The sequence below is a fragment of the Citrobacter sp. MGH104 genome (genome assembly GCF_001034485.1).
In the GTDB taxonomy this organism is placed as follows: Bacteria; Pseudomonadota; Gammaproteobacteria; order Enterobacterales; family Enterobacteriaceae; genus Citrobacter; species Citrobacter freundii.
This window is the reverse complement of sequence record NZ_KQ089818.1, coordinates 2,851,788-2,876,338: the sequence shown is the minus strand read 5'-3', so window position 1 is coordinate 2,876,338 and position 24,551 is coordinate 2,851,788. Positions and strand designations below refer to the sequence as shown.

At 50.3% G+C, this 24,551-nt stretch carries 13 protein-coding genes; 4 read left to right on the top strand and 9 right to left on the bottom strand.

Annotated elements, in window-relative coordinates:
• Nucleotides 1-192 precede the first annotated feature (192 nt).
• The gene (gene pheP / locus SK34_RS13405; protein WP_003021979.1) at nt 193-1,587 is read right to left on the bottom strand and encodes a phenylalanine transporter; all 1,395 of its coding nucleotides are present in this window, start codon (nt 1,585-1,587) and stop codon (nt 193-195) included.
• A 246-nt stretch (nt 1,588-1,833) separates the two neighbouring features.
• Between pheP and SK34_RS13400 the strand changes: the two genes are divergently transcribed.
• From SK34_RS13400 to SK34_RS13390, 3 genes are all read left to right on the top strand, one after another.
• Entirely contained in the window at nt 1,834-3,009 is a 1,176-nt protein-coding gene (locus SK34_RS13400) for a coiled-coil domain-containing protein (protein WP_048233232.1), read from the top strand.
• Nucleotides 3,010-3,625: 616 nt separating this feature from the next.
• Complete coding sequence (locus SK34_RS13395) at nt 3,626-4,204, top strand: LuxR C-terminal-related transcriptional regulator (protein ID WP_044699477.1); 579 nt, start codon at nt 3,626-3,628, stop codon at nt 4,202-4,204.
• A gap of 196 nt (nt 4,205-4,400) precedes the next feature.
• The gene (locus SK34_RS13390) at nt 4,401-13,739 is read left to right on the top strand and encodes an autotransporter outer membrane beta-barrel domain-containing protein (protein ID WP_048233231.1); all 9,339 of its coding nucleotides are present in this window, start codon (nt 4,401-4,403) and stop codon (nt 13,737-13,739) included.
• A 152-nt stretch (nt 13,740-13,891) separates the two neighbouring features.
• On the opposite strand, the gene SK34_RS13385 is transcribed toward SK34_RS13390, so the two are convergent.
• The 6 genes from SK34_RS13385 to rclA form a co-directional block, all read right to left on the bottom strand.
• Nucleotides 13,892-14,659: a putative bifunctional diguanylate cyclase/phosphodiesterase gene (locus SK34_RS13385; protein ID WP_032936914.1), complete on the bottom strand. Its 768-nt coding sequence runs from the start codon at nt 14,657-14,659 to the stop codon at nt 13,892-13,894.
• A 100-nt stretch (nt 14,660-14,759) separates the two neighbouring features.
• Entirely contained in the window at nt 14,760-15,341 is a 582-nt protein-coding gene (locus SK34_RS13380) for a helix-turn-helix domain-containing protein (protein ID WP_008319941.1), read from the bottom strand.
• Between the two features lie 21 nt (nt 15,342-15,362).
• Nucleotides 15,363-16,058, bottom strand: a complete 696-nt coding sequence (locus SK34_RS13375; protein ID WP_003021965.1) for a flagellar brake protein — start codon at nt 16,056-16,058, stop codon at nt 15,363-15,365.
• Nucleotides 16,059-16,656: 598 nt separating this feature from the next.
• Nucleotides 16,657-17,217 (bottom strand): reactive chlorine resistance membrane protein RclC, encoded by a 561-nt coding sequence (gene rclC / locus SK34_RS13370; RefSeq protein WP_048233229.1) that lies wholly within the window; start codon nt 17,215-17,217, stop codon nt 16,657-16,659.
• 11 nt (nt 17,218-17,228) lie between these two features.
• Nucleotides 17,229-17,459, bottom strand: coding sequence for a reactive chlorine resistance periplasmic protein RclB (gene rclB, locus SK34_RS13365; protein ID WP_003021959.1), 231 nt, complete (start codon nt 17,457-17,459; stop codon nt 17,229-17,231).
• A 161-nt stretch (nt 17,460-17,620) separates the two neighbouring features.
• Nucleotides 17,621-18,946, bottom strand: coding sequence for a reactive chlorine resistance oxidoreductase RclA (gene rclA / locus SK34_RS13360; protein ID WP_048233228.1), 1,326 nt, complete (start codon nt 18,944-18,946; stop codon nt 17,621-17,623).
• 236 nt (nt 18,947-19,182) lie between these two features.
• Here rclA and rclR point away from each other — a divergent pair, with 236 nt between their 5' ends.
• The gene (rclR, locus tag SK34_RS13355; protein ID WP_003847476.1) at nt 19,183-20,037 is read left to right on the top strand and encodes a reactive chlorine-specific transcriptional regulator RclR; all 855 of its coding nucleotides are present in this window, start codon (nt 19,183-19,185) and stop codon (nt 20,035-20,037) included.
• 51 nt (nt 20,038-20,088) lie between these two features.
• Here the strand turns inward: rclR and SK34_RS13350 are convergent, their stop codons facing one another.
• Entirely contained in the window at nt 20,089-23,232 is a 3,144-nt protein-coding gene (locus tag SK34_RS13350; protein ID WP_048233227.1) for a CusA/CzcA family heavy metal efflux RND transporter, read from the bottom strand.
• An 11-nt stretch (nt 23,233-23,243) separates the two neighbouring features.
• The gene (locus SK34_RS13345; RefSeq protein ID WP_003021947.1) at nt 23,244-24,536 is read right to left on the bottom strand and encodes an efflux RND transporter periplasmic adaptor subunit; all 1,293 of its coding nucleotides are present in this window, start codon (nt 24,534-24,536) and stop codon (nt 23,244-23,246) included.
• Nucleotides 24,537-24,551: the final 15 nt, after the last annotated feature.

The following is a 24,551-nucleotide window of genomic DNA, read 5'->3' as shown; positions in this document are numbered from 1 at the left end:
AGTAATCGATTACAAAATAGATTCAATAGAAAAGTAATCGATTACAAAATAGATTCAATAGAAAAGTAATCGATTACAAAATAAAGATCCTGTCAGCAAAAGCAAAATTGCGAGAACGGTCACGATAAACGTTGAGGGAGGATCCGATCCCATCCTGACGATGGGATCGGTAGCAACAAGATAGGTAGAAACTTAGCGGGACTTACGACGCAGCAGTTTGAAGGCCACAAACAAGAAAATGATCCACACTGGCAGCAGGATAGCTGACAGGCGCATCTCATCCATCGTACACATCAGCACCAGGATCATGCCAAGGAAAGCAATACACAGGTAGTTCCCTGCTGGATACAGCAGCGCTTTAAACTGCGTGTCACGTCCTTTGCGACGCATCGCCGCCCGGAATCGCAGATGTGCCAGGCAGATCATAATCCAGTTCAGCAGCAGCGTCGCCACCACCAGCGCCATCAGCAGGCTAAAGGCCTTTTGCGGCAGCACATAGTTGATCAGTACCACCAGCGACGTAATAGCACCGGAAAGGATCAGTGAATTCACCGGTACGCCGCGACGGCTGACGCGGGTTAAGAACTTCGGCGCGTTCCCCTGAACCGAGAGACCAAATAGCATACGACTGTTAGAGTAGACGCCACTGTTATACACCGACAGCGAAGCCACCAGGATGACAAAGTTCAGCGCAGAAGCCACCACGTTGCTATCAAGATTATGGAATATCATCACAAACGGGCTGCTGTTGGATTTCACTTCCACCCACGGGTATAGCGCCAACAGCACCACCAGAGAACCGATGTAAAACAGCAGAATACGGTACACCACCTGGTTTACCGCCTTTGGAATGCTTTTCTGCGGATCCTGCGCTTCCGCGGCGGTAATCCCGATAAGCTCCAGCCCGCCAAAGGAGAACATAATCACTGCCAGCGACAGAATTAATCCGTTCCAGCCGGTAGCAAAAAAGCCGTTGTAACGCCACAGGTTATCGATGCTTGCATGTTCCCCGCCGTTACCGGAAAACAGCATCCACACGCCAAAACCTATCATGCCGATAATGGCCAGCACTTTAATCAGTGCGAACCAGAATTCCGTTTCGCCATACAGACGTACGTTGACCAGATTGACGGCGTTGATGATCACGAAGAATGCCGCGGCCCAAATCCAGGTCGGGACATCGGGCAGCCAGTACTGCATATAGATCCCGGCCGCTGTCAGTTCCGCCATACCGACCAGCACAAACATCACCCAGTAGTTCCAACCGGACAGAAAACCCGCGAACGGTCCCCAGTATTTATAGGCAAAGTGGGCAAAGGATCCGGAAACGGGTTCTTCCACTACCATTTCGCCCAGTTGACGCATGATCAAAAAAGCGATGATCCCGGCCACACCGTAACCCAGTAACACCGCAGGTCCCGCCATCTGAATAGCCGGGCCAATGCCCAAAAACAGGCCCGTACCAATTGCACCGCCCAGTGCAATTAACTGAATATGGCGGTTTTGCAACCCTCGTTGAAGCGTCGGCTCATTTGTTGACGCGGCATCAGACACGCTGGTGTCAGATGCAGTTGACGCGTTTTTCACGCCCTTCCCCTGTGTCGTTTTTATTGAAGGGGCTTCTTTTAACATTTCAACCTGGTTGTCGCAAGGCGCAATAAGGACCTGCCGTGCCTGTAGCATTGCGTTTGTTCATAATTACGGTGAATTATTCTGGACGAAAAGGCATGACAGGCCACAGAATGCGCTTTACTGTTTTTCTAACATTTTCAAACGGGTGAACCTGTTGTACTTCAGCCACTCGTTTTTGAGTCAGGCCAGGCAACGACTGTCATGAATAAGATCATCAAACGACTGGAAATCGTCAAAAGCGCTATTGAACTGGAAGATGAGGAGATTATTTTCCAGCAGGTGGCGCATCTTAAAAATGAGCCGTTATCCGTCGTGCCAGGCACCATTGTGCAGGCGATCGAAGAACGACGCTTTAGTGATGCCCTGCGTGAAATCTCGGCCTGGCTGCAATCTCAACGGGCAGTCTCTACGTGGCAGGATCCAGCCATTGCCGCCAGTAAGCTGGAACTCAAAGCGCTCGAAACACAGCTGCGTGACCTGATCGATAAGCGCAACACGCGCATTCAAATCCTCGATGATTTCAACGATCTGTATCACCTTCGTCTTGGACCGCTGATGAGCCGCATTCTCGAACTGCGTAAACAGCTCGCCGCCAGCGCCCAGCGCAAACAGGAAGCGGAGCGAAAACGCCGGGAAAAAGACTATCAATCCTGCCAGCACTATATTTCCCAGGCTGTTGATCAACTGGCCAGGCTCAAGCAGCACTGGATGAACCAGAATTCAGATTCGCGCGAATCGGTGGAAACACGCCAACGTATTCAGCAACAAACGGAACTGATTACCGCCCTTCTGGCGGAGATTCGTGAGTTGGAAAACGACTTTTCTCGCCAGGACGACAGCGCAACCCGTCAGGCACAGGAAGAGGCCAGCCATGAATATGATGAATATCAGGAGCAGCAGCAGGATGCGCAGCATCGTTTTAGTCGTGACCAGCGGCTTTCCTCTGATGAACGTAATGAGCTAAAACGCCTGTGGCGTCAGGCCAGCCGTCTTTGCCACCCGGACGTGGTAGCCGATGATCTGAAAGAGAAAGCGCATCAGATGATGGTGCAGCTTAACCAGGCACGCCAAAATGCCGATCTTGCCGCCGTCCGGGCGCTACTGACTCAATTGCAAAGCGGCCTCGAACCGATAATGGCGAGTGACCGATTGAACGATTTGCAGCATTTACGCAGCAAAATACAACAGCTCAGAGAACACATTAACGCGCTGCTGAAAGAGATTACCGAACTGGAAGCGGAGAACGCCTGGCGGCTTGCCACCTCCGTGACAGATAAAGAGGCCTACTTCTCCGATCAACAACGGGCGCTTACGGAAATCCGCAATACGCTGGAACAACAGGTGCAACAGGTTGAGCAGGAACTGTTGGCGGGCTAAGCGCTATCGCTAGCTCATTAAGACAAAATGACACCTGCAAGCCAGATTTCAACATTAGGCACAAAAAGACCAAAAAAGGATAAAGCACTAATAAATTGCTTTAACGTAGAAATATAATCTGGAATAATCCTATTTTTAGCCGATAGGTGTAAATTCGGCAATATTTCCCTCTTCTCCTGACCTTCCACCTCCTGTGTCCTGGCCAGGATTAAGAATTCTCCTATCCTCAATTAATCCCATGAAGAAAAATGAGTATCTTATTGAAATTAAAGCCATTACATATAAATACCTTTCTTTAACCCTAGGAATACCCTGCCTTTATACAAACCTCCTTCTTATTATTATCCCGATCCATAAGCGAAATCTATCAATCATTTACTCAGAGCTGAAATAAACGATTTATCTTAAATTTTAACAAAGTGTAATATCCACTTTAAGGATAGTTAATGATTCTAATTAATACAGAGAATTTCTGTTTGATCTGGAATTAATAAGGATACGTTCACAGCACAGAACGTTATACGAGATTTAATTAACATTTCACGCGTCGCAAGAAACTCTTTTTTAACCTAAAAAAAGAGGCGACTGCTTGCACCAAAATTTCAAGGAGATCGTTATGTCAAAAGCTATTTTTTTGGGTGACTCAATTTACCCTTGGCTAGGCATGCGAGAAATCCTACGTGGCTCATCATTATTTATTGATATCACGTACTACTCCTCCCAGACACTTTCTGCTGTCAAAATGCTCCCTTATGAAACGGATTGCATCATCATTAATCCTGACAAATCAGATTTTTTAAAATATGCCAGGATTATCCGCAACATGGCTTTACGACCTGTCACCAAAATTATTGTTTTGGCAGATGAAGCTACCTTTGCCATTTTTCAAACCGTTTGCGGGAAGAACATGCAATTTCTCGATCAAGACACCAGCCTTGATCAGCTATTACAGACCGTCACACGTATCACGCAAAACAAAAAACAACAAAGTATCAAAGAACTACACACAAAAATTACAGCTAACGAATTTAACGTAATGATGATGCTTGCACGAGGATGGTCACTGACACAAATCGCCGGGGCATCACAAAAAAGTGAAAAAACCATCGGGGCGTACAAAAGCAATATTGCCAGAAAACTCGGCAAAAATAACACCCGGCTCAAGTACACCATTTCCCACTATTGCCAGCCGTAACTGACTTATTTAAGGACAATTATCACGGTTATTATTTAAAGAGGTTTTCTTTCGACTCGCTTTTTTAATTCCGCATCGCACGGAAGGAAACCCTATTTCCAAAATCCATTACCGGGTAGCACATCCGCGTGCCAACCATAGCCAACAACTCAACGTATTAACACATACATAACAGGAATGTAGACAAGGGTTATATATGAACAAAGTTTACAGCATTATTTGGAACGCGGCGCTCGGTATCTGGGTGGTCGTTTCTGAATTAACGAAAGGAAAGAAAAAAAGCAGCTCGCGTAAAACTGTCGCCGTACTGGCAGCTGGCGCATTAAGCGGTGCTTCATTGCTGGCTTCTGCAGCCCAGATTACCGCAACGGGTGAACACGATATTCATGAAGACTTCAAGACAGGTATTTCCGCTGGGGTTTATGAGGGTATCCACGACTACGGCTTCTTATATGAAGATAACACCACCGGTCAGGCACTGAATATCAGTGGTGCAATCCCAACATTTAGCCCGGGTCAAAGCGGCGTTGTTGAATCAACCACTATCCGGGAACTGCTGGAAAGCGGCAAAATCACCCTGCTGGCGACCAGCCCTGACCAGAGCGTAAAAACCATTACCAACTCTGAAGAACTGGCGGAATACCTGACTTACAACCAGTCGTCAACGCCTTCGCAGAGCACAGAATTTGATATCAACGATCCGGCGTTTCCCGGTGAAAAAACGACCATCAAAGTCTTTGATACCAATGAGTTAAATGGTTTTCTTACCGAAGCGCAAGTCGGCGATGCGGTATTAAACACCTTTGATGCTCAGAAATCAGAAATCTATAAGCAATTTGGTATCGCCCTCGCGACAAATGGCTCCATTGCGAATCTGAATATTGGCGACGACACCCTCAATGTGCGTGACAAAGCCAATACCATTGAAATGCTGGCAAAAGATTCCTCGCTGCTGGAAGCACAAGGTACTGCAAGCCAGGTGAACTGGCAGTCAGATAACTATATAAAATTTAACGCAGCCCCGGTGATCCCTGAAAAAACGTTCACCGGTTCAGCGCAAACCTCCGTGTTTGGCGATGATGTGACGCTGATGACCTATGGCTATGACGAGGATGGTCAGGTCGTCAAAACCGGGGAGCGCACATTTGCCATTACCAACACACAAGAACTGGCCGAATTCAATGACTGGCTGTTGGGCAAAAGCGACGACGCGGCACTCAACCCTGATGGTGAAAAAGTCAGCCAAATCCAGCTGTGGATAGATGCGGAGGAAGTCACAACCGTCACCGCAGCACAAACAAAGTACGCCGGGCTGATTGAAAATCTGCTCACCTCCGGTAAGCCAGCTGACATACTCAGCTGGGATTACGACGTCTGGACCGACGGTTTGTCACATACCAACAACGCGACCGCTGGCCGTGGTGAGTTACATGCCATCTATGCCAACGGCGCAGGCACCTCCGGCACCTTGAACAAAGACGCGATTATTGCCGTTGACGGCAGTATTAATGGCGTGATGAAAGCCATTAATGGTGGGGTTATCACTAACCTTGGTGAGCTGAACGCATTACGCACGTCTACCGGGCAAAGCCTGGCGATTGGCATGCTGGCAAAAGACGCGACGGCAACCAACAACGGGATCATCAACTCCGGGCTGTTTATTGATAAAGACGGCAACCAAAACGTCAACAGCTATGGCGCATTTGGTATGCAGGGGCAAGGCGCCAGTCAAATCACCAACGAAGGCACCATCAACCAGGCGATCACCACCGATAACTTCGGTACCGCTTCTGCCGCCGATCCCTGGAGTAAGGACAAACCCGCTGGCGAGCTGACGCTGGCCATTGGTATGCAACTGTCTGACAATGCTCAAGGGGTCAACAACGGCGATATCAACGTCTTGGACGGGCGCAAAAACGGTGCATCCTACGGCAGCGGCATCGCCTATGGCGTAGAAGTCGCCGACAACGCCACCTTTACCAACAGCGCAGGTGCCTCTATTTATCTTGGCCGTAACGCAAGTGATCCGTCTAAAGATGTCACCATGGCAGGCGGTTCAAGTCTGAGCGCCGGGATCATGACCAAGAGCGCCAAAGAGGTGATTAACAACGGCCTTATCACGCTGGGAACCGGCGTACGTAACGCCGCGGGTATGCTGATTGGTAACGCGACCGGCAACGTCATCAATACCGGTAATATCGTGATCAATGGCGATTCCAGCGCGGGGAGTAGCAGGAACTACGGTATCACCGTGCGTGACAGCGGCGCGGAAAATAATCAGGAAATTCGCAACGACGGCAAGATTAACGTCAACGGCACCAACAACGTCGGCATCCACGTCAGCGCAACTAACAAAAATGCCGAAGCCACGACTAGCGCTTCAGGCTCTATCGTAGTTGATGGTGAAGGTAGTGTCGGTAACCGTAACTATGCCGTCTGGGCTGAAGGTGGCAAAGATGGAAAGGCAGTGGTCAACGTCTATTCCAACATCACGCTAAACAAAGCCGGGAACATCGGCGTACACGTGCGTGATAACGCCGTCGCTAACGTCGACAGTCTGAGTAGCCCGGCATTCAACAGCACCGATCAGATTGGCTATTACCTGTATGGTAAAGGCGCAACTGCGAATATTGGTCAGGCGGTAATGAATGACAACGGGCAAGATCGCACCACCATTTTCCGTATTGCCAATGGTGCAATGCTGGCCGGTAACACCACCACTCCTGACGGTCAGCCCAGCTCAAACCTTGACCTGACCTTAAGCGGCGAACAGTCCGTTGGCGTATTAGCGACGGGCACAGGCAGTAGTGTGGATACCGGCGAAGCCACGTTCACCGTGCAGGGCACCGACTCCGCCGCGCTGCTGATTGAAGGCGGTGCCACAGGTAACATCAGCGATAAAACCACCATCAATTTAACCGGTGAAAGAACCATTGCCGGGGTAGTGGACGGTCAGGCTCATCAGTTGAATGGCAACGCAGAAGGTAGCGCCACTCCGACCATCCTCACTTCAAACGCAAAAATCACTTCAGAAGCCAGCGGCAACAAGGTTATTGCCTATGTGGCAAGGAACCAGGGCAGCCTGATCCTCGATACCCAGGCAATTATCGATCTTGCCAGCACCGACAGCATTGGTGTTAACGTGCAACAAGGCGGGAGTTTAACCAATAACGCGATCGCTGCCTTACATGTGAGTAACGGCATTGGCGTACAAGCTTCGGGTTCGAACGCACAGATTAAAAAATTGGGTCAGATTCAAGTTGATGATGGAACCGCAGGGGTTCTGCTGACCAACGGTGCCAGCCTGAGTATTACCGGTAATGCCGGTGATGCCATCACGACTAATGGTTCGGCCGATGGTATTCGTCTTGATACAGGAGCCGGTAAGCTGGCTGCCAAAGGGGTGATTATTAGCGCCGAAGGTACTGGTGCTGGCATTCAAAACGACGCCAACAATACCGATATCACACTCAACGATGTCACTATCAATGCCAACGACGGTCCGGGGATCCGTACCAGCGTCGCGTTAAACATGAAAGATGGCCTGAATAACATTCTGAACGTTAACGGTAAAGGTACCGGCTTCGCCTTTGAGCAGCGCAATGGTGACGCAGTGACAGGCAATCTGACCATCGGCAAAGGCTATACCGTTGAGGTGCATAACAGCGAAGGCAGCGGTATTCGCGCCAATACGGACGGTAAGGTCACCACCAATGCCAATATCAACGTCTACGACAGCGCAGGTGGTTCTGCAATCATCGCTAAAAATGTTAGCGCAATAGCCAATAGCGGAAAAATTATCTCTGCCAGCACCACCGCACCCGTTATTGATGCCAGCGGTGACAGCAATAAAAAAATCACCAATACCGGTACCCTTCAGGCTATCAACGATACAGCAGTGGCGATTCAATCTGGCAAGGGCAATGACACCATTGATATCAGCCAGGGTATCACCAGTGGCGTCATCAACACCGGAGAAGGCAAGGACACCTTTAACTGGCAAAGCGGAACCTTTGCGGGCGAGGTGAATTTCGCCGGAACCGGCGGCAACAATAAAGCCAACATCGGCAATGTGACGCTGGATAAAACGCGCCATATCACTACCGAAGCCGGCAGTGGCAACGCCCTCACCTTCACCAATACACACGGTAACAGTGCGAAAATTGGCAGCCTGAGCAGCGATAACCTGACCACCGGTACCAACATCGGCACGGGTTGGGACTCACTGACCATTAGCGGTTCAAGTGCAGATATGCGCATCGTCGATCGTCTGCAACTGGCAAGTAAAACCATTGCGGTTACCAATGGCGCAACGCTGCGTACCGGCGATCACGGCGAGTCCACCAGCACTGCCGCGACCATCGCTGACTACAATGTGACGACTCAGGGTGCAGGCAGCCGGGTCATCTTTGACACGCAGGGCGATACGGCGGCTGCGCAGATCTATAACGGCGTCATCAGCGGTGATGGGAAGTTTGAACGCGCGGCGGGCGGCACCACTGTCTTTACCGCCAACAACACCTATACCGGCTCTACCACTATTGATCAAACCGGTACGCTGCAGTTGGGTGACGGCGGAAATACAGGCGGAGTCAACGCCGTGTCTGACATCATCGACAATGGCGTACTGGCGATTAATCGGGCCAATGATGTGCTGCTTGGCGGCGTAATCTCCGGGATCGGTGCGTTACAGCAGATTGGTAACGGTATTACTCGCCTTACGGGCAATAACACCTATACCGGCGACACGACCGTCACCAGCGGTACGCTACTGGTGAAAGGGAATCAGAGTGCCGCGACGGGTGTGACCAAAGTAAGCGGTACGGCGACGCTGGGGGGTAACGGGGTGATCGGCGGCGACGTGCTGATGAACGATGCCTCTACCCTCAGCGCCGGTGACGGCGGTGCGGGTACGTTATCCATTAACGGTAATCTGCAGCTTGGCAGCAAAACGACCTCCGCTTTCGAACTGGGTCAAGCCTATACGCCAGGCGGCGCGCTAAACGATCTGATTAACGTCGCAGGCGATCTGCAACTGGACGGGACTCTGGACGTCACCACTTCACAGGGTGGTAACTTCGGACCGGGCGTGTACCGTATCTATAACTACGGTGGCACGCTGGATAACCAGACGCTGGAATTAGGCGCGATACCGAATAGCCAGGATAAGAGCAATATTTTTGTTCAAACCTCCATCGACAAACAGGTCAACCTGGTGAATGCCAACGGCGTTACCCTGCAGTTCTGGGACGGCGCAACCGTTAATCAGAGCCACGGCGCGTCAGGCATTGAAGGCGACAGCAAAATTGACGGTGGCAATGGCAAATGGATGGCAATCGGCAGTCAGGGTGATAACAACTGGACCACCGCAACCGGTGAGGGTAACGCCCCTTGGGCACAGAAGTCCTTCGCCGTCTTCACCACCAAAGGCGGTACCGTTACCGTGGATAACGCCGCGGGAGAAGTTAACTTCTCCGGAGCACAGTTTGATGCCGATGGCTATGTCGTTAAAGGCGATGCGCTTAACGCGTATGCCACCACGGAAAACGCGACCCACGCAGGCCAGACGCCGGGGACTGGCGAACTGCTGGTGCGCGTTGGCGCTGGTGGCGCGGGGCAAAACTATACCGCGACCATTGAGTCCGTTATCCGCGAGGCCAGTACTGCTGACAAGCTGACGCTGGTGAAAACCGACCTTGGCCGTCTGATCCTCAGCGGTGACAACGAATATCGCGGCGGCACGCGCATTGATGGCGGCACGTTGCAGATCTCCTCCGACAGCAATCTCGGCCAGAGCGGAACTGACCAGGCCATCAATAACGGTTCAACGCTGCAACTGGGCGCGGACCTGACCAGCAATCGCACCATTGAGCTGGGAGCGAATGAGAATGCTGCGGTGTTTGACCTTAATTCGCACCACTTCACGCCAACCGGTGAGATTACCGGCGAGGGTAAACTGAAAGTCACCAGCAGCTCTAGCGATGCGGGCAGCACCTTGTCGCTCGACCGCGCAAACAGCTACAAAGGCGACACCGAAATTGCCGGTACCGGAAACGCCAACAATGTGACGGTCAACGTCAGCAAAACCGGAGCCTTTGGCAGTAATGAAAGCAGCACCGTGAACGTCAATAAGGGTGCGACGCTCAATGTCAGCGGGACAGATACCAGCCTGAAATCCCTGACTATGAACATCGCCGACAGCCTGTTAACGCTGGCGGATAACGTCACCGCCGCAAGCGCAATGCTGAACCTGACGGGCACGGCGAAAGCGGTGTTAACCAACAACGCCAGTGCGGGCAACGCGACGGTTAACGTGTCAAAAGACAGTACCCTGGCGCTGGAAGAAAATGCCAGCGGGGGCAATGCCACCGTGAATAACAGCGGACTGATGACCTTTGCTGACTATGCGATGGCAGAGAACACCGTCGTTAAAAACCTGGTGGGCGGTAAGGTCGATATCAGCGCAGTCGACAGCGCAACGTCTATCGGCTCGTTGTCCGGCGCGGGTAATGTCGAACTGGGCAATAAAGAACTGTCGCTGGGTAATCTGCATCTTGATGACACCATCAGCGGTATTATCAGCGGCAACGACGGCAGCCTGGTGAAAATCGGTGACGGTACGTTGACGCTGACCGGCGATAACACTTACACCGGCACCACAGACGTCAATGAAGGCGTGCTGCTGGTCAACGGTAATCAGTCTGCGGCTACCGGCCAGGTGACGGTGAAATCCGGGGCAACGCTCGGCGGTAACGGTATTATCGGCGGCGCGGTTGATGTGCTGGACGACGCGCATATTACCGCGGGTGCAGCTATCAACAGTGTGGGTAAACTCACTACCGGTTCTCTGACGCTCAGTGATAATGCCCAACTGGATTATCAGTTTGGTCAGGCTTATACCCCGGGCGGTGCCTTCAACGACTTGATTGACGTAAATGGCGATCTGACGCTCGACGGTAAGCTCAACATTGAAACCTCACCAGGTGGAAGCTTTGATGTGGGCGTTTACCGCGTCATCAACTACACCGGCACATTGACCAACAATGTGATGGATATTGCTAACGCACCGGAAGCAGCTGACAGCCTGTACGTGCAGACATCGGTGAAAAATCAGGTCAACCTGGTCAACCACGCCGGACTGACGCTGCGCTTCTGGGACGGCACCGGCGGTGAGAATGGCGAGCTGAAAAATAACGGCGTCATTAACGGCGGCGACGGTATCTGGCAATCCAGCCAGGGTAACGACAACTGGACCACCGATGAATCGACGCCAGAAGGCGCGTTGAACGCACCGTTTACCGATGCCGCATTCGCCGTCTTCCAGGGTGAAGCGGGCAACGTAACCGTCGATAACAGCAAAGGCGATGTCATCATCAGCGGCGCGCAGTTTGCCACCGATGGTTATCGTGTGGGCGGCGAAGCCATTACCACCGACACGGCAAACACCCTGATTCGTGTCGGCGATGGCACAGTAGACGGCGCCAGTTACACCGCCACTATCGACAGCGTTATCCGCGGTACCGGCGGCCTGAATAAAGGCGATCTCGGTACGCTGATTCTCACCGGCGACAATACTTACAGCGGTGGCACCACCATCACCTCAGGGACGCTGCAGGTGGCGGGTGATACCAACCTGGGTGCGGCAGATACGGGAATTACCTTTAATGGCGGTACGCTGAAGTATGGCGAAGCGTTTGATACTGCCCGTCAGGTGACGCTGGAATCCGGCGGCGGGACATTCGACACCAACGGGCATGACGTTTCTCTGCTGACGGAAGTCGAAGGTAACGGTCAACTGACCAAAACCGGTAAAGGCTCCCTCACCCTGACGCTGGATAACACCTACACCGGTGGCACCACCATCGAACAAGGTGTTTTACAACTGGGTAACGGCGGTGATATTGGCAGCATTCAGGGGGATGTCGTTGATAACGGCGTACTCAACGTCAATCGTGGCGATACCCTGGCGCTGACCGGCAATATCAGTGGTAAAGGCCAGTTGCATCAGACCGGTAGCGGCATTACCGAGCTGCAAGGTGAAAACAGCTACAGCGGCGCTACGTTGATCGCCAACGGCGTGCTGCAAGCGGGTAATACCAACACCCTGAGTAGCGCATCACACCACTATGTAGTCGCAGACACCACGTTGAACACGCAGGGCTATAACCAGACGGTAGCGGGCCTGAGCAACGGTGGCGATGTCTCGCTCATCGGTCAGCAGACTGGCACAACCTTAACCGTCAAAGGGGATTACACCGGCGAAAAAGGGACTATCAACATGGCAGCTATCCAGAATGGTAGCGGAGCAGGCATTGCCGACCGTCTGATTATCGATGGCGGTAAAGCCAGCGGTAGCACACTGCTGGATGTCGATGGCTCTGGTCTTGGCGCGCCGACCATTGGGGATGGTATCGAAGTGGTGACTGCGCTCAATGGCGCAACCACAACCGCGCAAACGTCGCGGGATGCCTTCCATCTTGCCGCCGATCGTATGGCTGCAGGTGCGTTTGAGTACCAACTACATGCGGGTAATGCTCAGGGCCAGGGTGAAAACTGGTATCTGAGAAGTGAATACCGTCCAGAAACCATGCTGTATTCTGGCCTCGCCAGCGTAGTACGTCAGGGTGATATTAGCCTGTTAGGTAACATGCACCAACGTATGGGGGACGAGGTTAAACCGGGCATTGATGAAGACAATCGCGCCTGGGCAAGAATGATTGGCTACTCCGGTAAAACCAAACTGGATGATGCTGCCGGTACGCAAACCAGCTCCCATACCATGGGTATCCAGGTCGGCGTTGATATGTATGCTAACGAAAGCTGGAAAGCCGGGATGTATACCAGCATCCTTGATATCGACAGCAACGTGAAAGGCACGAAGACAGGCAGCGATGGCAAAGGCGGTAACATCGACGACAACGCATTTTACGTCGGTGGCTATGCGACCTGGTTCTCGGGTGACGGTATGTATGTTGATAACGTCCTGCAGTACGGTAACCATAAATCCCGCCTGACGGCGACTGGTAACAACGGCTCGTATACCGTCAGAGGCAACACGCTGACGGCGTCGACAGAGGTGGGTAAATCGTTCCGTTTAGGCGCCAGCGCATGGAGTCTGGAGCCTCAGGCTCAGCTGATCTACCAGTACAGCGACTTTGATAACAGCACGCTGGATGGTGTGACCCCAACGAAAGTGAAAATGGATACCGCAGACTCCTTTACCGCGCGTCTGGGCGTGCGTCTGGTCGCTGACTATGACACCAACCATGGCAAATTCCAGCCGTACGGCAGGGTTAACGTCTGGCAGGGTCTGGGTTCAAAAGACAAAACGCACTTTAGCAATGCGGTAGCCACCACTACGCTGGAATCTTCACAGCAGTACTCCAGCACTGAAGTTGCAGCCGGCCTGTCATGGTCTATCGACAGAAACCTGCAGGTCTACGGTGAGCTGGGTACGCAATTCAGCAACGGCGGCAGTAAGTCGCAGATCGAAGCGCCGGTCAATGCCTCTATCGGCTTTAAGAAATCGTTCTAAGCTGACATAAACTCGCCAGCCTCCTGCTTAGCAGGGGGCTTTTTTTTGCTTATAGTATTACAGGGGTGGCTGATGCGCGACGCGTATCAGGCCTACAGACTTACCAGCAATGTGGAACAATCAAGGGATTGGGAAACGTAAATACGGAAGGATTAACGATTATATTGCGCTAAGAGTGAAGGGATCTCTTGTGCCTGCACCGGGGGAGAAATGAAAAAGCCTTGAATTTTGTCACAACCAATCTGCATCAACCGGTCCAGTTGGGACTGGGTTTCCACCCCTTCGGCAAGAACTTCGATACCAAAATTATGCGCCAGTGAAATAATACCCTCAACAATCTTTGTCGATCGGGTGTCGGGCTCAATAGCGGTGACAAATTCCTTATCAATTTTTAAGGTATCAAAAGGATATTTCAACAGGTAATTAAGATTAGCATGACCGGTTCCAAAATCATCAAGCGCAAGCTTGACCCCTATCGCCTTTAATTCCGTCATATTTTTAGCCGCAATCTGACTGTCGTACAGCGGTGACGTTTCGGTGACCTCTATTTGGCATCGATGGACCGGCAATCCGGAGGTGGCAAGATTTTGTCTGACGCGTTGGGGTAACAGAGGATCGCAGAATTCAAGCGCGGAAATATTGACGGATAATACAATGGGGTCAGGCCAGGAAGTTGCAACATCCCACGGAGAGTGAGTAACCATATCTTCAATTGAAATAATATTGCCGCTATCTTCCAGTAACGTAATAAAAACATCGGGAGAGATCATACCCATCTGAGGACTATTCCAACGCATTAATGCTTCAAATCCGCTTATACACTGGGCATGTAAATTGAAAATAGGCTGATAAACCATATAAAGTTGACTGGTATTCAAAGCCTTTTCAAGCGCAGTTAGCACCTCATTGGAATTAAACATTCCCCTCTCCCTCTACAAATCATAACATTAAAAACCAGTCAAAATCACTCCCGAATTGTATCTACTATTAGGTGTATTACATCAGAAAAGAATGGTCAGGTTAGGGTAAAAAAGACATACGATGGGTAAATCTGACAATTAACTTATTTAAATCAGAGGTATTGGTCAGGCCAAGCTTGGCGACGACTCTCATCTTATGTGCCTGAATCGTTTTATAGTTCAGGCTAACTAACTCAGAAATTTCTTTGGCTGTATAACCACTTACCAGTAAGTTCAGGATCTGCTGCTCTCTTTCGGTTAATCTTTTCTGCGAACGATACAGTCGGGGGTTCCATTTCCCGACTGATAATGTCGCCAATTGACCAAAATCACGCAATGAAGATTTTTCAGTCAAAACTATTATTTTTTCGACATATAATAACTCTACGCATAATTTCGCCACCAAACTATCAGCAACAATCACCACGACGTTATTATAAAATTTGAATCGGTTTTTATTCAAAAACTGAACAATGTCCGAACACGCATGTTCATTATCGATGATATTAAAAACCATGGTTTGATGCTGGCATAATGATGACTGATGCAACATATCCTCAAACTGGAATGTTTGTATCGGTACATGTTTGCTGGTGAGGTAGGCAAACATACCATTGCCCACAAAATTATCACTGCCACACATCAACATCCTGTTCACCGTTCCTTATAAGCTTCTAATCTTGTTACTCATTAAAAATTTAATAATAATTTTCTCGACTTCAGTCTCTTCACGACGATTTTTAAAATCAAATTCACACGAGATCTGATGACAGGAATACAACTGGTTATCCTCATCAAATTCATTGATCAGGACGACATCGATCACTTTTAAGTCCAGTTGTAAACTGCCAAATGTATCGAAATCCAGAGATGCATTTTTAATCACCGCATCTTTATAAAGAAAACGGGCGTTTACATCTTTAACGATTAACGCACAACCACCCTGCGAGATATTTTTGATCTTGAAAGAGTAGTTTTCTCCATTTTTGTAACGACCAAAACAGAAAAAGTCATACCCCTTCATGAAGGAAAAACGCTGATTTTGTCTCTGCTGGGCAAAGAAAATCAAATCCGGTATGAGGTAGGATAATCCTACTTCTGCACCTGCTGATGGGGTTTGCTCGAATCTGGCACTAAATTTCACAATCCCGCTTTCGCTGTGCAGGATAAAGTATTGGACCTTTTCAGGAACAATGTCTTCGTGCCAGGAGATAACAAACCGCTCGAAATCAACCTTCTCTAACTGCGTGATAACGCTACTGTTTTCACATAACACTTCCAGTTTCGTTTTCTTGTGCAGCTCTTCACGAAGGGTAGCTATGATTTCAAACTTATCTTCCTTTGCTAATCCAAAGCTCATTCTAAAACCCTTATTTCCATATTTAAGATATGTCCCGCGTTTGGTTACTCACAAAACGCGAGATCAGCATCCACCCCTGGTGCTTAATTACCATAGTGGATTCCATGTCGAACAGTTGATTAAAAATTAAGTTTTTAACTATCTTTAGCCATTTATTGATACGTAAAAACATTTAATCAAAGTTAATTCTAGCTGAAGTCATGCCTAAAACCATGCGAACGTGTTGTTTAATTATAACAAAAGTGAATAACAATCTTTTTTAAAGTGTCATTTTGAGATAACAAATAGCAAGAATTGCACAGAAAAAAACAGAGAAAAATGAATGGATTTTGATGGAGGAACTACGCAATATGCGAACTGGTGCGCTATCGAAAGAAGAAAGAAGAAAGAAGAAAGAAGAAAGAAGATGCTTACGTCACTATATTATTAATCAGTAATATAAGTCCGACTGGTTATTGTGGCAAAGCGAATCATTGTATTTCATGTATAACATAAATTTCCCTTAGGGCAGAAAAAAGGCCAGCGTCCTGCTGGCCCGGTAATTACCGAATCGAACTATAGTGGCTTACTGTCTTGCAGAGGGTACAACGTTAAAAATTCAATACTTTGGCTTAATAATTGATCGGGAAGAATCCGCGATGATCATCACCGCTCCCGCCAACATTAACGTATCTTTTAACACCAACCGTCCAGCGCCTGACAAGTACGGAAATCCGTGGTGTAAATCACCCAGCGGCATCACCCATGCTTCTGGTGTGGTTATTAAAAATGATAAAGTTACAATTGGTGTGGCAAATGCCAGAACGCCGCCAATTAATCCCAGCCAACGGCTAACAGGATTAGCCAGCACCAGCAAAGCGATAAAAACTTCGACTACGCCCAAGCCATTTGAGAACGTATACGTGTTATTCGCCGTCTGCCATTCACGAGCCTGCGGTTTGAATTCACCTTCGTGGGTTAAATGTTGTTTGTATTCTTCTGGATGCTCATAAAAAAATGACATTACCGGACTATTGGCGACAAACGGCGTAATGCTGTCGGCTTCGTAAGGTACAAATTTTAATAACCCAATCCAGATAAAAACAATCGCGATACTCAGGCGAATCAAGGTTAATCCAACCCTATCACCTTTGCCCAATATACGAAGATATTTTTCCATTCCGGCTCTCCTCACTTGTACAAAATTGCCGTTGCGTGAGTGCTGCTATCAATGCGCATTGAGGTAATTTTCCAGGAAGTCGCTTTCTTTTCCTGTGCCAGTTTCGCAATGGCATCTTCCACCACGGAAGGAGTGCCAGACACGGCTGATACGCTAACGTGGGCAACCTCGGTTTGCGCTAACACGGAAAATGTCACCGGAGCAGTCAGTAATGCAGTCATTAGTAACGTAGTTTTAAACATGTTCATTTCTATTCCCATTAACAAGTTATTTCAGTGGAAATATAATAAAACATGTCACTTTATTTTATTTCATCCGTAACGCCAAAATAACTGTCAATTAGTATCAGGAAATATAAAAAAAGCCCCACACGAGTGGGGCAAATATGTAGACTACGCTATTATTATTTAATGAGAGAAAAGAGATCGTTTAGTGATTCGCTCATGCTTGGATGGGTAAATATTTGGTCACGCAATGTGGTATAAGGTAACCCCGCATCCATAACAGTCTTGATGATATTAATCATTTCATGAGAATCCACACACAGCAGCGACACACCTAATATTTGTTTCGTTTCGCTATCTACCACCGCTTTAAGTACGCCACGGGTATCATTCATCACCCGCGCACGCGGGATAGCCGCTATCGGCAACGTTACGACCTGCACCGCCGCACCGCTGGCTCGAGCCAGTTCTTCAGTCATTCCGACGCGGGAAAGCGGCGGCGTCATAAAGACGGAATATGGTACATTTTGACGATCGCCCGTGTTACGCACCCCCTCGCCTAGCAGGTTGTCGCGCACAATACGGAAGTCATCCAGCGAGATATAGGTAAATTGTAATCCACCAGTGACATCGCCCATTGCCCAAATGTTATCTGCCGAGGTACGTAGATATTTATTTACAATAACGGCACCACGGTCATTTACATCTACACCCGCATTCTGCAACTGCAGATTTTCAGTCGCCGGTTTGCGACCCGATGCCACCAGCAGCACATCCACCGTCTGGGTACCTTCCGGCATGTGCAGCTGTACTGCACTATCGTGAGAGGAGACCGACTGCACGTTGGCATTGAGGATCAGCTCAACGCCTTGGTCGCGTAAAATGTTGGCGATAGTGTCAGCAATATCCCGGTCTTCACGAGGCAAAAACTGCGGAGCTGCTTCATAAATAGTGACTTTGCTACCAAAGTTGGCAAACATCGATGCGAATTCAACGCCGATATACCCACCGCCCAAAATGCCCAGACGCTCGGGACGTTGCGTCAAATTCAACAACCCGGTGCTGTCAAATACGCCAGGCGTCGTGGTTAATCCCTCAACGTTCGGAATCGTTGACTGGGCGCCAGTATTAATAAAGATTTTCTCGCCGCTCAGTTCAACCTCACCTGTTGGCTGCACGACCCGCACTGTATGGTTATCAATGAATTCAGCACGACCTTCAATCACATCCACGTTCTCCAGATCGGCAAGATTATGGAAGTTTTTATCGCGCAGAAAACTAACAACGGAGGTCTTGCGCTGCATCGCTGCGGCAAAGTCATGCTGAAGTTCAGCATCGTGTACCAGGGTTTTGGTTGGAATGCAGCCGATATTGATGCATGTCCCACCATACATGGTGTTTGACTGTTCAATAATCGCTACCCGCCAACCCGTTTTGGCCAGTGTTGCCGCCAGCGTTTTACCCGCTTTACCAAATCCGATAACAATCGCCTGATACTGATTCATGCTGTCTCTCCGCCATGTCACTGTTCGTTTGTTGAACTGAATTATAGGTTTAGCGATGCACGAACAATGTATCCATAACGCGCCAATTACTGTCAAATCGTCTAAAAAACCGCTCTTTCCCTTCCACTAAACTTATTGAGCAATTAAACTAATACCATAAAATTATTAATAAAATTATGTGTAATAGCATTGTTATCATCTCAATTAGCATTAGCAAAAACTGCCCAGGAGTCTTCATGGACGCACTTAGCCGATTACTTATGCTTAACGACCCGCAGGGCTCGATTGATCAAAACTGCCTGTTGAGCAGGGACTGGCAACTGCCGCATGCGGCGGGTGAACTGTCCGTTATTCGCTGGCATACGGTAACCCAGGGATTCGCTCAACTGGATATGCCTGACGGAACATCTTCCACATTACGCCCTGGAACAATAGTCATTCTGCCGCAAAACTCCGCGCATCGTCTGTGCCAGACAGGGGAAGAACAAACGCATATTGTCTGCGGGAGCCTGCGATTACAGGCATCTTCACGCTATTTTTTAACCGCGCTTCCGGAAGTATTATTACTGGCGCCTGAGGAGAACAGCCCCGTCAGCCATTGGCTGAAGGCCATGATTGCGCTAATGCAGGAGGAATACATCAACGACCTGCCTGGCTCCAGTATCGTTTGCAGCCAGCAATGCGCTACGCTGTTCGCGTTAACCGTTCGCGAGTGGCTCGCCCAGTCGACACCCGCTAAAAATGTGCTGAATTTACTGCTGCACCCCAGGCTTGGATCCGTTGTATTCATGATGCTGGAGTCACCGGCTTTTGCCTGGACCGTCGAAGAACTGGCAAAACGAGCACATATGTCGCGGGCCAGTTTCGCACAGCTATTCCGTGAAGTATCAAACTCCACGCCGCTGGCGGTGTTAACCGCGCTGCGCCTGCAGTTCGCAGCCCAGATGCTATCGCGCGGTACACAGCCGTTAATCGTTATTGCCGAGTCGGTGGGTTACGCCAGCGAATCGTCGTTTCATAAAGTCTTTTTACGAGAATTTGGCTGCACGCCGGGCGAGTACCGCAAACGCGTGAAAGCGTTGGCGGTATAACGCAACGCCTGCTTCGGCAGTAAAACCGAGGCAGACGAGCGCTTCAGGGCATTACTTTTGGTGGCGATGCCTGTGCAGCCACATCAGCTTATAAGCGGCCGGAATAATGAACAGAGAGAGCAATGGTGCGGTGATCATGCCGCCAATCATCGGCGCGGCTATGCGGCTCATGACTTCTGAGCCAGCTCCCGTCCCCCACAATATAGGTAACAGACCTGCAATAATCACCGCCACGGTCATCGCTTTCGGGCGCACGCGCAGCACAGCACCGTGATATAACGCTTCATCCAGCTTATCCGCCGTAAAGGTTTGCGGATTTTCCAACGCAGGTTCGGCTTCAATAGCGTGGCGCAAGTACATCAGCATCACCACGCCAAACTCCGCAGCAACACCTGCCAGGGCGATAAATCCGGTTCCAGTTGCAACCGACATATGGAACCCCATCCAGTAAAGGAACCAGATGCCGCCCACCAGCGCAAAAGGCACACTGGTGATAATCAGCAGCGCTTCACCAAAGCGACGGAAGGCCAGATAAAGCAGAACGAAGATTATCATCAGCGTCATCGGCACCATCAGTTTGAGCTTATGACTGGCGCGCTCAAGCAGCTCGAACTGCCCGGAAAACGCCACGCTGGTCCCCGGCTTTAACTGTACGTTTTCAGCGATCGCTTTTTTCAGATCGTTCACCACTGAGACCATGTCACGATCGCGGGCGTCGATGTAAATCCAGCTGGTTGGTCGCGCATCTTCGGTTTTCAGCATCGAAGGCCCCGAAACCACCGTCACGTCGGCGACATCCGCCAGCGTGATTTGCTGTTTCATGGGCGTCAGAATGGGCAGATTACGCAGCGCTTCCGGGCTATCACGATAGCTCTGCGCATAGCGAAGGTTAATCGGATAACGTGCAATCCCTTCCACCGTTTCGCCGACCATTGCGCCTCCGACCGCAGAGGTGACAAACAGTTGCACCGCGCCGACGGTCATTCCGTACCGGGCCGCTTTCTCCCGATTAATATCCACATTGATATAGCGCCCCCCGACCAGGCGCTCAGCCAGCGCCGAAGAGACGCCCGGCACGGTTCTGGCCACCTCTTCAATTTGCTCCGCCGTGGCGTCGATATCTGCCAGAACGTTACCTGACACCTTAATGCCAATTGGGCTTTTGATCCCCGTAGAGAGCATGTCGATACGGTTACGAATCGGCGGAACCCACAGATTCGCCAGTCCCGGCAAGCGTACGGTTTTATCGAGCTCGGCAATGATTTTGTCCATCGTCATCCCCGGACGCCACTGGTCCTGCGGCTTCAGTTGGATCGTCGTTTCAACCATTTCCAGCGGTGCAGAGTCTGTTGCGGTTTCTGCCTTACCGGTTTTACCAAACACGCGCGCCACTTCCGGAACGGTCATGATCAGCTTGTCGGTTTTTTGCAGCATGTCCGCTGCCTGTGCCGCTGAGATCCCCGGCAATGTCGAAGGCATATACAGCAGGTCACCTTCGTTAATCTGCGGTAGGAATTCACCACCGACTTTATTCAGCGGGTAGATAATCGTCAGTATTGAAAGCACCGCCACCAGAATGGTGGTCTTGGGCCAGTGCAATACCTTCAGCAATAGCGGATGGTAAATACGGATCAGGAAACGGTTAAGCGGGTTGCTGCTTTCTGCAGGTATTTTTCCGCGGATCCAGAATCCCATCAGGATTGGAATAACCACGATGGCCAGAAACGCCGCACCTGCCATGGCATACGTTTTGGTGAACGCCAGCGGCCCGAACAGTCGCCCCTCTTGCCCCTCAAGCGTGAAAATAGGGATAAACGACAATGTGATAATCAGCAGGCTGATGAACAATGCCGGGCCGACTTCTACCGAGGCGTCAGTAATGACCTTCCAGCGCGTTGCGTTATCCAGCTTTTCATGCGGATGCTGATGCCCCCACTCTTCCAGCCGCTTATGGGCGTTTTCAATCATCACGATGGCGGCATCGACCATCGCCCCGACGGCAATGGCAATGCCCCCCAGCGACATGATATTGGCGTTCAGCCCCTGGAAATGCATCACGATGAACGCGATACACAGCCCCAGCGGCAGGGAAATAATCGCCACCAGCGCAGAACGCAGATGCCACAGGAACAATGCACACACCAGCGCAACAACGATAAACTCTTCCAGCAGCTTGTAGCTCAGGTTATCAATGGCGCGGTCAATGAGCTGACTGCGATCGTATGTTGTAACTATTTCTACGCCTTCCGGCAGGCTACTTTTCAGCGTATCAAGCTTGGCTTTAACCGCGGAGATCACCTCACGCGCATTTTTACCGGACCGCAGAATAACCACCCCGCCCGCCACTTCGCCTTCGCCATTCAGTTCGGCGATCCCACGGCGCATTTCCGGCCCAATCTGTACGCGCGCCACATCGCGCAGGTAAACAGGTACACCGTCGGCCCCTGTTTTCAGGACTATATTATTGAAATCATCGAGCGTTTGCAGATATCCACTGGCGCGGACCATATATTCCGCTTCAGCCATCTCAACAGATGAGCCGCCCGCTTCCTGATTCGACGTATCCAGCGCCGATTTCACGTCCGCCAAACTGATGCCATATTGCGTCAGCTTCATCGGATCGATAACGACCTGATACTGTTTAACCACGCCGCCTACCGAGGCGACTTCCGCTACGTTGGGAATCGTTTTTAACTCATACTTTAAAAACCAGTCCTGAAGAGAACGTAATTCCGCCAGATCGTGTTTCCCGCTGCGATCCACCAACGCGTACTCAAATATCCAGCCGACACCCGTGGCGTCCGGTCCCATTTCCGCGCTAACGCCAGCCGGCAATTTTCCCTGAACCTGGTTGAGGTACTCCAGTACGCGCGAGCGCGCCCAGTAAGGATCGGTACCATCTTCGAAAATGACGTACACGTAGGAATCGCCAAACTGCGAGAAACCACGCACAGTTTTCGCGCCCGGTACCGACAGCATGGTGGTGGTCAGCGGATAGGTCACCTGATTTTCAACAATTTGCGGCGCCTGACCCGGATAGCTGGTTTTGACGATCACCTGAACATCAGAGAGATCGGGCAGCGCATCAACCGGGGTATTGATGATGGTCCAGGTTCCCCAAATACTGAGAAACAGCGCCCCCATCATCACCAGAAAACGGTTTGCCACCGAGCGGCGGATAATCCATTCAATCATTTATCATATCCTCAGTGTGAATGGGTCGCCTGGGCTGGCATGGCGGCTGCGTCTTGCGTCTTACTGTTCTGGGCGCGCATACGGTCCAGTGCGCCAGAGATATTCGCTTCGGAATCAATCAGGAACAGACCGCTGGAAACCACTTTTTCGCCTTCGGTCAGGCCGGAGCGGATAGCCGTCAGTCCTTGAGATTCATGGAATACCGCAACCTGTTTCGGCACAAATCGACCTTCGTTATCAACGGTGATTACCCGCTGCTCGGTACCCGTATCAATTAGCGCTTTAGACGGGATCAGCAGCATTGGCTCGCTTTGTGTTTTCAGTTGCAGGTAAGCATTCATCCCGGGCTTGAGCGCCTCGTCAGGATTATCGACCTGTAAACGGAGCTGGAGCGTACGCGTGGTAGCATCAACGCTGGGTAAGATACTCCACTTGCTGATGGTGAAAGGCTTATCCGGCCAGGCGGGCACGGTGATGGTAAATTGCGAGGCGTCTTTAATCAGCCAGGCGATAGATTCCGGGACCGACGCGCTGACCCATACCGGGTCCATACCCTGAATTTTCGCGACCACATTGTCTTTGGAAATGTTCATACCAGTACGTAAATCGAATGCGGTGATCACCCCATCAATAGGCGCTTTCAGGGTAAAGCGGGTCTGAATTTTACGCGTCGATTTTAAACGCTGAATATCCGCTTCAGGCATTCCAGCCAGACGTAATCTCTCCAGAATTCCTTCCACCTGCGTCGCGCTGCCGCCAGTTTCTCGCAGCAATAAATATTCGCTCTGCGCCTCAACCCAATCGGGGATAGTCAGGTCGATCAGCGGCGCGCCTTGCTTAATTTTGTCCCCCACGGTCAGTGGGTAAACCTTCTCGATAAAGCCCGCTGAGCGTGCCTGGACAATAACAAACTGGTATTCGTTATAACTAACGTTGGCCGGGAAAGTTTGCGCGTAGTGCAGTGGTCCACGACGCACTGGCTCTGTTTTCAGCCCCAGGTTCTGGGTTTGTGTAGGATCGATGCGCACGCCTGGTGATGACGCGTTCGCGGTCTCTTCATCGGCATATTTCGGGATCAGATCCATATCCATAAATGGCGATTTACCCGGTTTATCAAAACGCGTGTTTGGGTACATGGGGTCGTACCAGAACAACACTTTTCTGGCTTCTTTTGGCGAAGCCTGACCGGTTTCAGCCGTTGCTTTTGCGGATGAATAATAAGTATAAATACCGACAGAAATAACCCCACCGGCAATCATGCCAGCGAGAATGAGCGCGGTATTTTTAATATTTAAAGACGCCATAGTGATTTCCATTGC